Here is a 13009-nt window from a genome sequence, read left to right as displayed (position 1 = left end):
CGCCCCGTTCAGGCGGTCGGCGTCGCGTGGTGGCAGGCGGCCAGCCCCGGACCAAGGGCGCGCAGGGCCGGGCGCTCGGCGGCGCAGCGGCCGTCGCGGGCGGGGTGGAAGCACCGGGGGTGGAATGCGCATCCCGCGGGCGGCGCCAGCGGGCTCGGTGGCTCGCCGCTCAGCACGATCCGTCCCGATGCCCCTCCGCCCACCAGGGCGGGCACCGCCGAGATCAGCGCCTGGGTGTAGGGATGGGCCGGCGCGGCGAGCACCGCCTCGGTGGGCCCCATCTCCACCACCCGTCCCAGGTACATCACCGCCACCCGATGGGCCACCTGCCGCACCACCGCCAGGTCGTGGGCGATGTACAGGTACGCCAGGCCACGCCGCTGCTGCAGGTCGAGCAGCAGCGTGAGCACCTGGGCCTGCACCGACACGTCGAGGGCCGAGACCGGCTCGTCGAGGATCAGGAACGCTGGCTCCACCGCCAGCGCCCGCGCGATCACCACCCGCTGTCGCTGGCCGCCGGAGAGGGCCCGGGGATAGCGGCCCGCCAGGTCGGGCTCGAGTCCCACCTCCTGCAGCAGCGCGCGTACCCGGTCCGGGCGCTCGTCGGGCCGGCAGAGGCGGTGGATCTCGAGCCCCTCCGCCACGGCGTCCCCCACCGTCATCCGCGGGTTGAGCGCGCCGGACGCGTCCTGGAAGACGATCTGCATCCGCCGGCGGAGCGCCCGCAGCGCCTCGCCCGTGAGCCCCCGCACGTCGGTGCCTTCGAAGCGCACGGTGCCCGCGTCCGGCTCCTCCAGCCGCAGCAGTGCCCGCGCCAGGGTCGATTTGCCGGAGCCGCTCTCCCCGACCAGTGCCAGGGTCTCACCGCGCGCCAGTTCCAGGGACACGCCCTCCACCGCGCGGACCACGGGCCCGGGCCGGAGCCAGCCGCCGCTCGGGTAGTGTCGGCAGAGATCCTGCACCACCAGCAGCGGCTCGGTCACGGCGCCGCCACGCCAGCCGGTCCCGCCAGCCAGCAGGCCGCGCGGCGGGCCTCGCCCACCGGCAGCTCGGGCGGTTGCGTGCCGCAGCGCGCCTCGGCCACCGGGCAGCGGGGCCGGAAGCGGCAGCCGTCCGGCCACTGCGACGGATCGGGGACGTTGCCGGGAATGGCCACCAGGGGCCGCCGCGGGCCGCGCAGCGACGGGAGCGAGGCCAGGAGGCCCCGCGTGTAGGGATGTGCCGGCGCGCCGAACACCGCCGCCGTCGGCCCCGTCTCGACCAGCCGACCGGCATACATCACGAGGGTGCGATCGGCCCGCCCGGCCACCACGCCCAGGTCGTGGGTGATGAGCAGCACCGAGAGGCGCCGGCTGGCCCGGAGCCCGTCAAGCAGTTCCAGGATCTGCGCCTGCACCGTGACGTCGAGCGCCGAGGTCGGCTCGTCCGCCACCAGGAGCTCGGGCTCCGCGGCGAGCGCGATGGCGATCAGCGCGCGCTGGCGCATGCCGCCGCTCAGCTGGTGCGGGTACTGCCGTGCCCGAAGCGCCGGCTCGGCCAGGCCCACCTCGCCGAGGAGGGCCACCGCCCGGTCTGCCGCCTGGCGGGCCGATCCGGGAAGGTGGGCGCGGATCGTCTCGGCCACCTGGTCGCCGATGGTGAGCACCGGATTGAGGCTCGTCATCGGGTCCTGGAACACCATGCCGATCCGGCGTCCACGCACCCGCCGCAGCGCCTCGCCGGTGAGCGGCAGGAGGTCGGTGCCTCCCAGGCAAACCACGCTGCCCTGCTCGATGCGCCCGGGTGGCGGGATGAGCTGCAGCAGCGCCAGGCTGGTGAGGCTCTTCCCCGAACCGGACTCTCCCACCAGCGCCACGGTCTCGCCGTGCCCCACGGTGAACGAGACGCCGTCCACCGGCTGCACCCGCCCGTGGCGGCCCGGGAAGCTCACCCGGAGGTCGCGCACCTCGAGCAGCGGGGTCATGTGGCGGCCTCGCCGGCGGGATCCTGCAGGGCCTCGCCCACCAGGTTTACCGCGAGCACCGTCAGCACGATCGCGACGCCCGGTGCGAGGCTCACCCATGGGGCGTTGACCAGGTCGGAGCGGGCCGCGAGGATCATCCCGCCCCACGAGGGGGTGGGTGGCTGCACCCCGAGCCCCAGGAACGAGAGCCCGGCCTCGAGCAGGATGACGTCTCCCACGGCGAGGGTGGTGGCCGCGGCCAGCGGACCCAGCACGTTCGGCAGGAGGTGCCGGAACACCACCCGGCGCGGCCCGGCTCCCAGCGCCTGCGCGCCGCGCACGAAGTCCAGCGTGCGCAGCCGCAGCACCTCGGCGCGCACCAGGCGGCTGGTGCCGAACCATCCGGTGGCGCCGATCGCGACGATCAGGACGCCGAGCGGGATCCGCTCCATGATGCCGACGATGATCAGCAGCAGGAACAGGCGCGGCACCGCGAGCGCGGCATCCACCAGCCGCATGAGCAGCTGGTCCACCCAGCCGCCGAGGTAGCCGGCGGTGAGCCCCACCAGGGTCCCGAGCGTGACGGAGAGCAGCACCGCGCCGGCCGCGACGGCCAGCGACACGCGGCCCCCGGCCACCACCCGCGCCAGGACGTCCCGGCTCAGGTCGTCGGTGCCGAGCAGGTGGCCGGCGCCGGGCGGCAGCAGCCGGCCATGCTCGGGGTCGGGCTGGAGGTAGGGCGCCGGGAGGAAGGGCGGGGCCAGCAGCACCAGCAGGATGAGCGCGCCGAGCAGGAGCATGCCGGCCCGGCCGCCGGCGTGGCGCCACAGGACGGCCGCCGTCATGCGGCGCGCAGCCTCGGGTCGAGCCAGCGCTGCAGCACGTCGGCCAGCAGGTTGCCCCCGACGATCGTCGTGGAGACCAGCAGCGTGGCGCCCATGAGCACCGGGTAGTCGCGGGTGCCGATGGCATCCGCCACCAGGCTGCCCAGCCCGGGCCAGGAGAAGATCTGTTCCACGAACACCGAGCCGGCCACCAGGAGCGGCAGCCACAGCCCGAAGAGGGCGAGCATCGGGCCGAGGGCGTTGCGCCAGGCGTGCCGCCAGCGCACCGCGCGCTCCGGCAGCCCCTTGCTGCGCGCCGTCCGGACCGCGTCGAGCCGCAGCGCCTCGATCATCGCGGCGCGCTGGAAGCGGACGGTGGCCCCGATGGTCCCGGCCGACAGGGTCACGACGGGGAGCACCAGGTGCCAGAGCAGGTCCCGGAACCGGGTGAACGGATCCGCGTCCGGGGGGAGCCACACGGCATGCATGAAGCCGACGGGGAACCAGCGCAGCTCGGTGCCCAGCCCCCAGGCCAGCACGATGCCGAGCCAGAACGACGGGGTGGCGTAGGCCACGAGGGTGAGCACCGTCGCGGCGTGGTCGGCGGCGCCGCCCCGCCGGGCGGCCTGCCACACCCCGAGCCACACGCCAAGCGTGAAGTTGAGCAGCAGCGCCGACCCGCCCAGCAGCAGGGTGGCCGGCAGCCGCTCCCCGAGAAGCGTCCGCACCGGGCGGCCACCGTGCTCGATGGAGCCACCCAGGTCGCCGCGGAGCGCGCCGCCGAGGAAGGCGGCATACTGGCGGGGCAGGGGCTGGTCGAGGCCGTAGCGCGCCCGCAGGGCGGCGATGGCCTCGGGCGGCAGGGGGCGATCCTCGCTGAGCCGGGCCAGCGGGTCGCCCGGGGTGAGGCGCATGAGGAAGAAGACGAGCGTGATCGCGAGCAGCAGCGTGACCGCCGCCCCCAGGAGGCGGCGGAGCAGCCACCGGCTCACCGGCCGTCGCGCTCCAGCGCGAGCTCGGGCCGGAGGCTCCAGCGCCAGGCGTCCGCCCAGGTGGATTCCGCGCGCAGCTGCACCCGCGTGAACCGGCGGTGCACCACGATCCCGGCCACCGGCGCGGCCAGGAAGATGGCCGGCTGGTCGGCGGCGATGAGGCGCACCGCTTCCTTATAGTAGCGGCCGGCGTCCCGGGTGCTGAGCTGCCCCCTGGCGAGCAATGAGTCCACCCGCGGGTTGCAGTAGTGGATCACGTTGGACCCCCCGGTGCCGGTGCAACTCCAGCTCTGGGTCAGCCCAGAGGGGGTCGGGTCCTGGTTGACCCCGTGCATCGCCACGTCGAACTGCCCCGCGGCAAACCGGGCGCTGTAGACCGCGCGCTCCACCTGCTCGACCTCCGCGCGGATCCCGAGCCGGCGCCACGCCTCCTGCATCTCGGCTGCCATGCGGATCCGGCTCGCGGACACCGATGGCACCATGACCCGGAAGGTGAGCGCGCGCCCGTCGCGATCGAGGACCCCGTCGCCATCGTGATCCCGCCAGCCGGCCGCGGCCAGCGTCCGCCGGGCGGCCGCGGTGTCGTACGGAGGCGGGGGCGGCGCGTCGAGGCCGCGCCCCACCAGCGCGGAGACCGGGCCCGAGGGCGCGTGGGTGAAGGGCCCGTACGCCGTCCGGCTCATCGACTCGCGGTTGACCGCGAGCGTCAGGGCGCGCCGCACCGCCACGTCGGCCAGGACGGGATGCGGCCGCGCGGTGTCGGCGGGGTCCCGGAGGTTGAGGCTGGCGAAGTTGAGGACGAGCCCGGGGAGCGGGTAACGCTGGAACTCCGGCGCGGCCTCGAGCCGGGCCGGGTTGGGGAGGGCGTAGATGTTGTCCATCGCATCGGCCTCGCCCGACAGCAGCAGGTTGACCCGCGCCTCGGGCGAGGGCGCCAGCAGGAAGATCAGCCGCCCGATGCCCACCCGGCCCAGGAAGAACCGGGGGTTGGCCACCAGCGTCACCTGCTGGCCCGCCACCCGCTGGCCCAGCCGGTAGGGCCCGTTGCCCACCGGGCGCTGCACGAAGGGGCTGGTACCCACCGAATCGGGGGGGAGGGCCGCCAGCAGGTGGGCCGGGAGCGGCGGCGCGTGGAACACGGCATCGTAGAACTGCTCGCTGTAGCGCTCGCGGAAGCGGAACACCACCACCCGCTCCGACTCCGCCGTGACGCTGGCGACGCGGCGGAGCAGCGTGGCCAGGGCGCCGCCCAGGCGCGGCTCGCGGGCCCGGTCCGCGGCGAACGCCACGTCGCGGGCGGTGACCGCCACGCCGTCTTCCCAGCGGGCCCGTGGGTCGAGCTCGAAGGCGAGGGTCAGCGAATCGCGCCGCCGCCAGCTCCGCGCCAGCGCGGGCTGCCAGGCCTTCTCGTCCGTCAGGCGGTACGAGGGGTCGGGCGTGGCGAGGTGCAGGAACAGGAGGTCGGAGACCTCGCGATTGCCCTGGTCCCCGCGCCAGAGCGTGGGCACCGGGCTGGTGGGCTCCGAGGCAACCACGATGACGAGGGTCCCGCGCCCTGGGGTGGCCTGGGCGGCGAGTGCGGGGGCCCCGGCGAGCAGGGCGGCGAGCAGATATGGGAGGCGTGTGGGCGTCACGCCTAGGATAGTAGCCCGGGGCTCCGCACCCGCGCTACGGGCGGCGGCGCTCAGCGGCGCCAGGTCCACGCGGGATCGCGGAACCGCGCGGCGTGGCTGGCCGCGACCGCGTCCAGGACCGGGCCGCCCGTGACCTCGGTCCACTGGCCCGGCCAGGCGCGGAACGCCGCCGCCACCGCGGCCGCCACCTCGCCGAACGCCACGGGCCGGCCACACGCCGCCACCAGCGTGGTCTCGCCCCCGGGCGGGACGGTGCCGCGGGTGAACGCCGCCACGGTCGATTGGTCATCCTCGAGCAGCAGGCTGCCGTGCTGCAGCAGCGCGCTGCCCTGCCGCAGTTGCGCGCTGCCCACCAGCTTGCGCCCCCCGACCAGCACCTCGCCCCCGGCCGGGCTCGCGAAGCAGGCGCCGGCGCCGGGATCGAGCGGCCGCGCCGCCGGGGCCAGCGAGGCCGCCACGCCGAGCCGGCCCAGGGCCATGGCCAGCCCCTCGTGGATGGCGTGGTACGAGGCCGCCAGCGAGCCGAGCACCGCGAGCGGCGCCGCGACGGCGTAGGTGAGCTCCCGCGCATGCCACACCGCGCGCCCCCCGGTGGGGCGGCGCACGACGTCGATCCCGGCGGCGTCGAGCCGGGCGCGGTCGTAGCGCCGCAGGGCGGGTTCGTGCCGCCCGAACGAGAGACACCAGGGCGCCCAGCGGTAGCAGCGCACGAAGCCCTCGCCGGTCTGCTCCGCGCGGTCGAGGAGCGCCTGGTCGAGGGCCATGTGCCACCAGCCGGGATGACCGGCCGGATCGGTGATCAGGGTCCAGCGCATGGCGCGTGGGCGACCGGACGCCGGGGCGAGGCGCCGGGACGCCGCCTACGACCCATACTCCGCCATCGGCGGGCAGGTGCAGACCAGGTGGCGATCGCCGTAGGCACCGTCCACCCGGCCCACCGTGGGCCAGCTCTTGTGCTCCCGCAGCCCCGGCATGGGGAAGGCCGCCTGCTCCCGGCTGTAGGGCCGGTCCCAGGCGTTGCCGATCACCTGCACCAGGGTGTGCGGCGCGTTGGTGAGCACGTTGTTGTCCCGCGGGACCTTGCCCTCCTCGACCTCGCGGATCTCCTGCCGGATGCTGATCATCGCGTCGATGAAGCGATCCAGCTCCTCCCGCGGCTCGCTCTCGGTGGGCTCGATCATCAGGGTGCCCGGGACCGGGAACGAGACGGTCGGCGGGTGGAACCCGTAGTCGATGATCCGCTTGGCGATGTCCTCGACCTCGATCCCCGCCGACTGCTTGAAGGGCCGCATGTCGAGGATGCACTCGTGCGCCACCAGGCCGTGGGCGCCGCTGTAGAGCACCGGGAAGTGGGGCGACAGCCGGTGCGCGATATAGTTGGCGTTGAGGATCGCCACCTTGGTGGCCTCGGCCAGGCCGTCGCTGCCCATGAGCGCGATGTAGGCGTAGCTGATCGGGAGCACCGCCGGGCTGCCCCACGGCGCCGCGCTGATGGTGCCGCAGCTCTGCGGGATGCCGAGCGGCACCACCGGGTGATCGGGGAGGTGCGGGGCCAGGTGCCTGGCCACGCAGATCGGGCCCATGCCCGGGCCGCCGCCGCCGTGCGGGATGCAGAAGGTCTTGTGCAGGTTGAGGTGGCAGACGTCCGCGCCGAAGTCGCCGGGGCGGCACAGGCCCACCTGCGCGTTCATGTTGGCGCCGTCCATGTAGACCTGCCCGCCGTGCTGGTGCACGATCGTGCAGATCTCGCGGATGGTCGGCTCGAACACCCCGTGGGTGGACGGGTAGGTCACCATCAGGCAGGCCAGGGTGGCGGCGTGTTGCGCCGCCTTGGCCCGGAGGTCGGCCAGGTCCACGTTGCCCTGCGGGTCGGTGGCCACCGGCACCACCGTGAGGCCCGCCATCACCGCGCTGGCCGGGTTGGTGCCGTGCGCCGACATCGGGATCAGGCAGGTGCGCCGGTGGCCCTCGCCACGGCACTCGTGGTACTTCCGGATCACCAGCAGCCCGGCGAACTCCCCCTGGCTCCCGGCATTGGGCTGCAGCGACACCCGGTCGAAGCCGGTGATCTCCGCCAGCGAGGCCTCCAGCTGGCTGAACAGCTGCAGGTAGCCCTGCACCTGCGAGGCCGGCTGGAAGGGGTGCAGCCGGTTGAACTCGCGCCACGAGACCGGCATCATCTCGGTGGTGGCGTTGAGCTTCATGGTGCACGAGCCGAGGGGGATCATCGCCGAGGTGAGCGAGAGGTCCTTGGCCTCCAGCCGCTTGATGTACCGCAGCATCTCCGTCTCGCTGTGGCAGCGGTGGAACACCCGGTGGGTCAGGAAGGGCGAGGTGCGGCGGAGCCCGTCCGGGATGCCCGGCCGCACGTGGCTCGCGGTGTCGCCCAGCATGCTGGGAAGCGCCACGTCGAGCGAGAAGATGGAGATCAGGTCGGAGAGGTCGGCCACCGACACCGACTCGTCCAGCGCCACGGTGATGTGGTGGCTGTCGAGCACCCGCAGGTTGATCTTGCGCGACCGCGCGGCGTCGAGGATGCGGGGCAGGTTGGCCGGCCGCACCTCGACGCAGACGGTGTCGAAGAAGTGGTTGTGCACCACGTGGTAGCGCAGCTGCCGCAGCGCCGCCGCCAGCATGGTGGCCTGGGTGTGCACTCGCTCCGCGATGCGCGTGAGCCCCTCGGGGCCGTGGTACACCGCGTACATGCTGGCCATGACGGCCAGCAGCACCTGCGCGGTGCAGACGTTGCTGGTGGCCTTGTCGCGCCGGATGTGCTGCTCCCGGGTCTGCAGCGCCATGCGCAGCGCCAGGCGGCCGCTCGAGTCCCGCGAGACGCCGATGATCCGGCCGGGCATGTGCCGCTTGTGCTCGTCCCGGACCGCGAAGAACGCCGCGTGCGGGCCGCCGAAGCCCATCGGCACCCCGAAGCGCTGGCTGTTGCCCACCGCGATGTCCGCGCCCCACTCGCCGGGCGGCGCCAGCAGCGTGAGCGCCAGCAGGTCGGTGGCCACCGTGACCAGCGCCCCCGACTGGTGCGCCCGGGCGCACACCGCGGCGTAGTCGTGCACGCCGCCGTCGGTGGCCGGGTACTGCACCAGGCAGCCGATCACGTCCCCGCCGAACTGGAAGTCCTCCGCGCGGCCCCGCTGCACGGTGATCCCGCGGGCCCAGGCGCGCGTCTCGACCACGGCGATGGTCTGGGGGTGGCAGCGCTCGTCCACCAGGTAGACCGGGGTGCCGTTGACCTTCTTGACCGCCAGGGTCATGGCCATGGCCTCTGCCGCCGCGGTGCCCTCGTCGAGCAGGGAGGCGTTGGCCACCGGCAGGCCGGTGAGGTCGGAGACCATCGTCTGGAAATTGAGCAGCGCCTCGAGGCGGCCCTGCGCGATCTCCGCCTGGTAGGGGGTGTAGGCGGTGTACCAGCCCGGGTTCTCCAGGATGTTCCGCTGGATTACCTGGGGCGTGAAGGTGCCGTAGTACCCCATGCCGATGTAGTTGCGGCACAGCCGGTTCTGCGCGGCGATCCCGCGCAGCGCCACCAGCGCCTCCCGCTCGCTGCGGTTGGGCGGAAGGTCGAGCGGGTCCCGGAGGCGGATGTCGCCGGGGACCACCGCGTCGATGAACTGGTCGAGGGTCTCGTAGCCGATGAGCCGGGCCATCTCCCGGATGTCCTCGGGGCGGGGGCCGAGGTGCCGGTGCACGAACCGGTCGGTGCGGAGCAGGGTGTAGGAGGCGTGGGTCTGGCTGGTGGCGTCGGGCATGCGCGGGGTGGGCTCGTCTGCGTGTCAGGAGAGGGGGCGCCGGCCAGCGGCCACGCCCGGGAACGATCTCGCTGCCGACGGCTCACCGACCATCCGGCACTGTCGGGAGCGCGCCCGCGCTCCCCCTGCGACGCGGCGCCCCCGGGACACTGCCCGTGAGGCGCCGCGGGGGGCGGGCGTCAGCCCGCGATCTTGGCCGTGTAGTCGGCGGCGCTGAGCAGCGTGCCCAGCTCGGAGGGGTCGGACAGGGTCAGCCGCACCATCCAGCCGGCGCCGTACGGGTCCCGGTTCACCGTCCCCGGGTCGCCGTCGAGCCCGGTGTTGGCCTCCGTCACCGTCCCCGACACCGGGCAGAAGAGCTCGGAGACCGCCTTCACCGCCTCGACCGTGCCGAAGACGCCCATCCGGCTGAAGCTGGCGCCCGCCTTGGGGAGGTCCAGGAAGACGATGTCGCCGAGCTCGCCCTGGGCGAAGTCGGTGATCCCGATCTCCACCACCTTCGGGTCCTGGGTTTTCCGCACCCACTCGTGCTCGGGGGTGTAGAGGAGGTCGGCGGGAACGTTGGCCACGGGAAGCTCCGGATGGGTTGCGTGCGGCAACGATAGACGCCGCCGGATGTCAGATCAAGTAGGGGCCGGCCCGGGGCGGGCCGGTGCATATCCATTCATCCGGGCGGCAGGCGGGCCTGGAGCGCGTCCCACACCGCCCGGGTGCGACTGGCGAGCGTGGCGCGGTCGCCATCATTCTCGATCAGCAGCACCCCCTCCCCCCGCGGGCCGCGCCACCCCCGCTTCCGCTCCGCCGGCACCTGCGCCGCGACCAGCGCCCGCGCCTCGGCCGCGCTGAGCCCCGGCCGGGCCGCGAGCCGCGCCAGGCGCACCGCCTCCGGCGCGTCCACCAGGATCACCGCGTCGAACGCCGCGGGATCGAGCGCCTCGAAGAGGAGCGGGATGTCACTCACCACCAGCCGGTCGCCCCGGGCCGCGGCCTCCCGCACCAGGGCCTCCCGCCGCGCGGCCACGGCCGGGTGCACGATCCCCTCGAGAAGCCGGCGCCGCGCCGGGTCGGCGAGGACGATGGCCCGCAGCCGCGCCCGGTCGAGCGCGCCGTCCGCGCCGAGGATCTCCGGTCCGAACGCGGCCGCGATGGCGGCGAGCGTCGGGGTGCCCGGGGCCTGTGCCTCACGGGCCAGCTGGTCGGCGTCGATGACCGTGGCACCCCAGCCGGCCAGCAGCGCGGCCACCGAGGACTTGCCCGCGGCGATGTTGCCGGTCAGCGCGACGTGGACCATGGGCGAGGGCGGGGTGGGAGGTGGGACGCGGGGACTGCCGACAACGGCCCCCGCCGCGCCGCCTACAGCAGCGCCGTCTGGTCCTCGTCCTTGCGGGGGACACGGTGACAGTGCCGGCAGCGGGCCTCGTAGGACTCCCGGCCGCCGACCAGGATCGTCGGGGAGTCGTAGCGCGCCGGCTTGCCGTCCACCAGGCGCTGGTTGCGGGTGGCGAGGTCGCCGCAGATGACGCAGATGGCCTGCAGCTTGTCCACCGTCTCGGCGATGGCCAGCAGGTTCCCCATGGCGCCGAAGGGCTCGCCCCGGAAGTCGGTGTCGGTGCCGGCAAGGATCACCCGCACCCCCCGCGCCGCCAGCGCGCTGGCCACCGTCACGATCTCGGGGTCGAGGAACTGCGCCTCGTCGATGCCCACCAGTTCGGTGTCCGGCCGCACCAGGCGGAAGATCTCCGCCGCCGCGTCCACCGGCGTGGCCTCGAGCTCGCGCCCGTCGTGGGTGGAGACCGTGTAGAGCCCGGCGTAGCGCGAGTCGAGGTGCGACTTGAACACCTGGACCCGGCGGCGCGCGATGATGCCCCGGCGGATGCGGCGGATGAGCTCCTCGCTCTTGCCGCTGAACATGACGCCGGTGATGACCTCGATCCAGCCGGGTCGCGAGCCGTGGTACATCCGGCCAGCCTCTGGGGTGGGAGTGGGAGCGCTGAGGATACGGCGGGCGGCCAGCGGGGTCAAGCGAGCGTGATGGCGCGGCTTGCGGCGCGTCGGAGCGGGGCGCTATTATGCCCGCCCTCTTCCTGCCACCCATCGACGCCGCAGGAGCGCCTCGTGACCAAACAGCAGCTCGCGCGGGCCCTCGCCACCACCCTGGATCGCTCCAAGGCCGACGCGGTGCGCATCGTCGAGGCCATCTTCGGCGCCGACGGCCTCATCGCCGCCGAGCTCCGCCGGGGCCGCAAGGTCCAGATCACCGGCTTCGGCAGCTTCGAGACCCGCAAGCGGGCGGCGCGCACGGCCCGCAATCCCCGGACCGGGCGCGCCATGACCATCAAGGCTTCCGTGGCGCCGGTTTTCCGCGCCGGATCGGCTTTGAAGGACCGCGTGAATCGCCGCTAGGCGCCGGGCGGCCCTGGTCCACCTTCGCCACCACCTGCCGCCGCCGGATCGTCTTCCCGCTGATGGCGCGCGCGATGCCCTCCGCGTCCGCCGCCGGCACCTCCACCAGGCAGAAGAGCTCCCGCAGCTCGATCCGACCGATCTTGTCGGCCTGCACCCCGGCGTCCCGCGCCAGCGCGGCCACCACGTCGCCGGGGCCGGCGCCATCCTTCTTGCCCACGCCGATCCACACCTGCGCCTTGCCGGCGGCGGAGGCCGGCGCGCCGTCGCGCGCGGGGGCCGCGTCCGTGGGGACCGGCCGGTCGCGGAGCAGGCGGGCCAGCGCCGCCGCCACCAGCGCGGGGTCGTGGCGCTCGAACAGCGGCGCGAGCGCCAGCAGTTCCCCCTCGAGGTCGCCCCGGGCGATCTCCGCCTCGGTGGCCTCGCGCCGCCGTGCCGCCGCCTCACGGGCCTGGTCGGCCGGTCCGGCAAACCGCACCCGGCCGGCCTTGGCCGTCACCTGCGTCACGTACCCCACGGCGTGCGGCGGGACCAGCAGCACCACCTCGCCCAGCGCCCGCAGCTCGGCCAGCCGGGCCGGAGCGGGAAGGTCCCACGCCACGATCAGGCTCCCCGGCTCCGGCATGCCCGTGGTCACCACCAGCGAGGCATCGGCCACCGGGAGGTCGGCGCTCGCCTGCGCCGCGCTCCGCGCATCGGCGCACCAGACGGTGACCCGCGCGGGATCCTCGGCTTCGAGGAGGCGGCTCAAGGTGCTCCCGCGCTGCGCCCAGCCCGCCACCGCCATCCGCACATCCACCGGGGCGGCACGCTCGGTGGTGGTGGCGCCCGAGAGCGGGCCGAGCAGCAGCGCCCGCCGGGCGTACCGTTCGAGCACCGGATGGCTGGCGGCGGCACGGGCGAGGACCACGATCCGCTGCGCCTCCGCCGGGACGTCCTGCATCAGGGCGGCCAGCGGCTCGTCGGCGGGGTAGAGCTCCGGCCACGCCAGCACGACGTGACCGAGCGTCTCGGCCTTGAGCGCGCTGCGGGTGAGCAGGGCGAGGGCCGTCTCGGGGGTGGTGAGGAGGAGGCGGAGCCGGCCCTCACGGAGGCGCCGGGTGGCGCGGGCCGGTTCCTGGGTGACCGCGGCCGGGAGGCCGGCGGCCTGGACCAGGGGGAGGAGGACGGCGGCCCACTCGTCGAGCGCGTGGGGCGGGACCAGGATAAGCGCCTGGCGGTCGCTCTGGGTGAGCGCGCTGACCAGCCCGGCCAGCGCCGGCGCGGCGTAGCGTGCGGCCGGCGGCCACGCCAGCGCGAGGTTGGTGCCCCGCGCGGCGGGGGGCACCTGGTCGCGCACCGCGGGGTCATCCGCCGTGCAGCCAAACGACTCCAGCGCCCCCGCCACCGCGGGCGCGAGCGACAATTCCGTCAATCCCGACATCGCCGTCCTCAGTTGTCAAAAAGCCAGTGT

12 protein-coding genes are annotated in these 13009 nt (G+C 74.5%); 1 reads left to right on the top strand and 11 read right to left on the bottom strand.

Annotation, left to right across the window (positions count from 1 at the left end; all coding sequences use genetic code 11):
• Positions 1-8: 8 nt before the first annotated feature.
• The 10 genes from IPJ95_15015 to IPJ95_14970 all read right to left on the bottom strand — a co-directional run bounded on the left by IPJ95_15015 (position 9) and on the right by IPJ95_14970 (position 11112).
• Positions 9-983, bottom strand: coding sequence for an ATP-binding cassette domain-containing protein (locus IPJ95_15015; GenBank protein ID MBK7924911.1), 975 nt, complete (start codon positions 981-983; stop codon positions 9-11).
• The gene (locus IPJ95_15010) at positions 980-1963 is read right to left on the bottom strand and encodes an ABC transporter ATP-binding protein (protein MBK7924910.1); all 984 of its coding nucleotides are present in this window, start codon (positions 1961-1963) and stop codon (positions 980-982) included. The genes IPJ95_15015 and IPJ95_15010 overlap by 4 nt, the downstream gene beginning before the upstream one ends.
• Positions 1960-2787, bottom strand: coding sequence for an ABC transporter permease (locus IPJ95_15005; GenBank protein MBK7924909.1), 828 nt, complete (start codon positions 2785-2787; stop codon positions 1960-1962). Before IPJ95_15005 ends, IPJ95_15010 begins: the two co-directional genes overlap by 4 nt.
• Positions 2784-3758, bottom strand: coding sequence for an ABC transporter permease (locus IPJ95_15000; protein MBK7924908.1), 975 nt, complete (start codon positions 3756-3758; stop codon positions 2784-2786). Before IPJ95_15000 ends, IPJ95_15005 begins: the two co-directional genes overlap by 4 nt.
• The gene (locus IPJ95_14995) at positions 3755-5392 is read right to left on the bottom strand and encodes a peptide ABC transporter substrate-binding protein (GenBank protein MBK7924907.1); all 1638 of its coding nucleotides are present in this window, start codon (positions 5390-5392) and stop codon (positions 3755-3757) included. Before IPJ95_14995 ends, IPJ95_15000 begins: the two co-directional genes overlap by 4 nt.
• A 50-nt stretch (positions 5393-5442) precedes the next feature.
• Complete coding sequence (locus tag IPJ95_14990) at positions 5443-6207, bottom strand: hypothetical protein (protein ID MBK7924906.1); 765 nt, start codon at positions 6205-6207, stop codon at positions 5443-5445.
• 45 nt (positions 6208-6252) lie between these two features.
• Positions 6253-9153, bottom strand: coding sequence for an aminomethyl-transferring glycine dehydrogenase (gcvP, locus tag IPJ95_14985; protein ID MBK7924905.1), 2901 nt, complete (start codon positions 9151-9153; stop codon positions 6253-6255).
• A 179-nt stretch (positions 9154-9332) separates the two neighbouring features.
• A complete protein-coding gene (gene gcvH, locus IPJ95_14980; protein MBK7924904.1) occupies positions 9333-9722 on the bottom strand; it encodes a glycine cleavage system protein GcvH in 390 nt (129 codons plus the stop codon).
• Between the two features lie 95 nt (positions 9723-9817).
• Positions 9818-10444 (bottom strand): dephospho-CoA kinase, encoded by a 627-nt coding sequence (locus IPJ95_14975; GenBank protein ID MBK7924903.1) that lies wholly within the window; start codon positions 10442-10444, stop codon positions 9818-9820.
• A gap of 62 nt (positions 10445-10506) precedes the next feature.
• A complete protein-coding gene (locus tag IPJ95_14970) occupies positions 10507-11112 on the bottom strand; it encodes a thymidine kinase (GenBank protein ID MBK7924902.1) in 606 nt (201 codons plus the stop codon).
• Between the two features lie 72 nt (positions 11113-11184).
• Here IPJ95_14970 and IPJ95_14965 point away from each other — a divergent pair, with 72 nt between their 5' ends.
• Positions 11185-11556, top strand: coding sequence for an HU family DNA-binding protein (locus IPJ95_14965; GenBank protein MBK7924901.1), 372 nt, complete (start codon positions 11185-11187; stop codon positions 11554-11556).
• On the opposite strand, the gene IPJ95_14960 is transcribed toward IPJ95_14965, so the two are convergent.
• A complete protein-coding gene (locus IPJ95_14960) occupies positions 11489-12961 on the bottom strand; it encodes a DbpA RNA binding domain-containing protein (GenBank protein MBK7924900.1) in 1473 nt (490 codons plus the stop codon). The two genes, IPJ95_14965 and IPJ95_14960, sit on opposite strands and share 68 nt — an antisense overlap.
• Positions 12962-13009 lie beyond the last annotated feature (48 nt).

This window comes from Gemmatimonadota bacterium (genome assembly GCA_016713785.1).
Taxonomy (GTDB): domain Bacteria; phylum Gemmatimonadota; class Gemmatimonadetes; order Gemmatimonadales; family GWC2-71-9; genus JADJOM01.
Note: the sequence above shows the minus strand (reverse complement) of the source record. Positions and strands in the feature narration are given on the sequence as shown.

Bases quoted from the DNA above. Each gene is read 5' to 3' on its own strand.
- IPJ95_15005 (MBK7924909.1), bottom strand. From the start codon at position 2,787: ATGACGGCGGCCGTCCTGTGGCGCCACGCCGGCGGCCGGGCCGGCATG.
- IPJ95_14990 (MBK7924906.1), bottom strand. From the start codon at position 6,207: ATGCGCTGGACCCTGATCACCGATCCGGCCGGTCATCCCGGCTGGTGG.
- IPJ95_14975 (MBK7924903.1), bottom strand. From the start codon at position 10,444: ATGGTCCACGTCGCGCTGACCGGCAACATCGCCGCGGGCAAGTCCTCG.
- IPJ95_14965 (MBK7924901.1), top strand. From the start codon at position 11,185: ATGGCGCGGCTTGCGGCGCGTCGGAGCGGGGCGCTATTATGCCCGCCC.
- IPJ95_14970 (MBK7924902.1), bottom strand. From the start codon at position 11,112: ATGTACCACGGCTCGCGACCCGGCTGGATCGAGGTCATCACCGGCGTC.
- IPJ95_15010 (MBK7924910.1), bottom strand. From the start codon at position 1,963: ATGACCCCGCTGCTCGAGGTGCGCGACCTCCGGGTGAGCTTCCCGGGC.
- gcvP (MBK7924905.1), bottom strand. From the start codon at position 9,153: ATGCCCGACGCCACCAGCCAGACCCACGCCTCCTACACCCTGCTCCGC.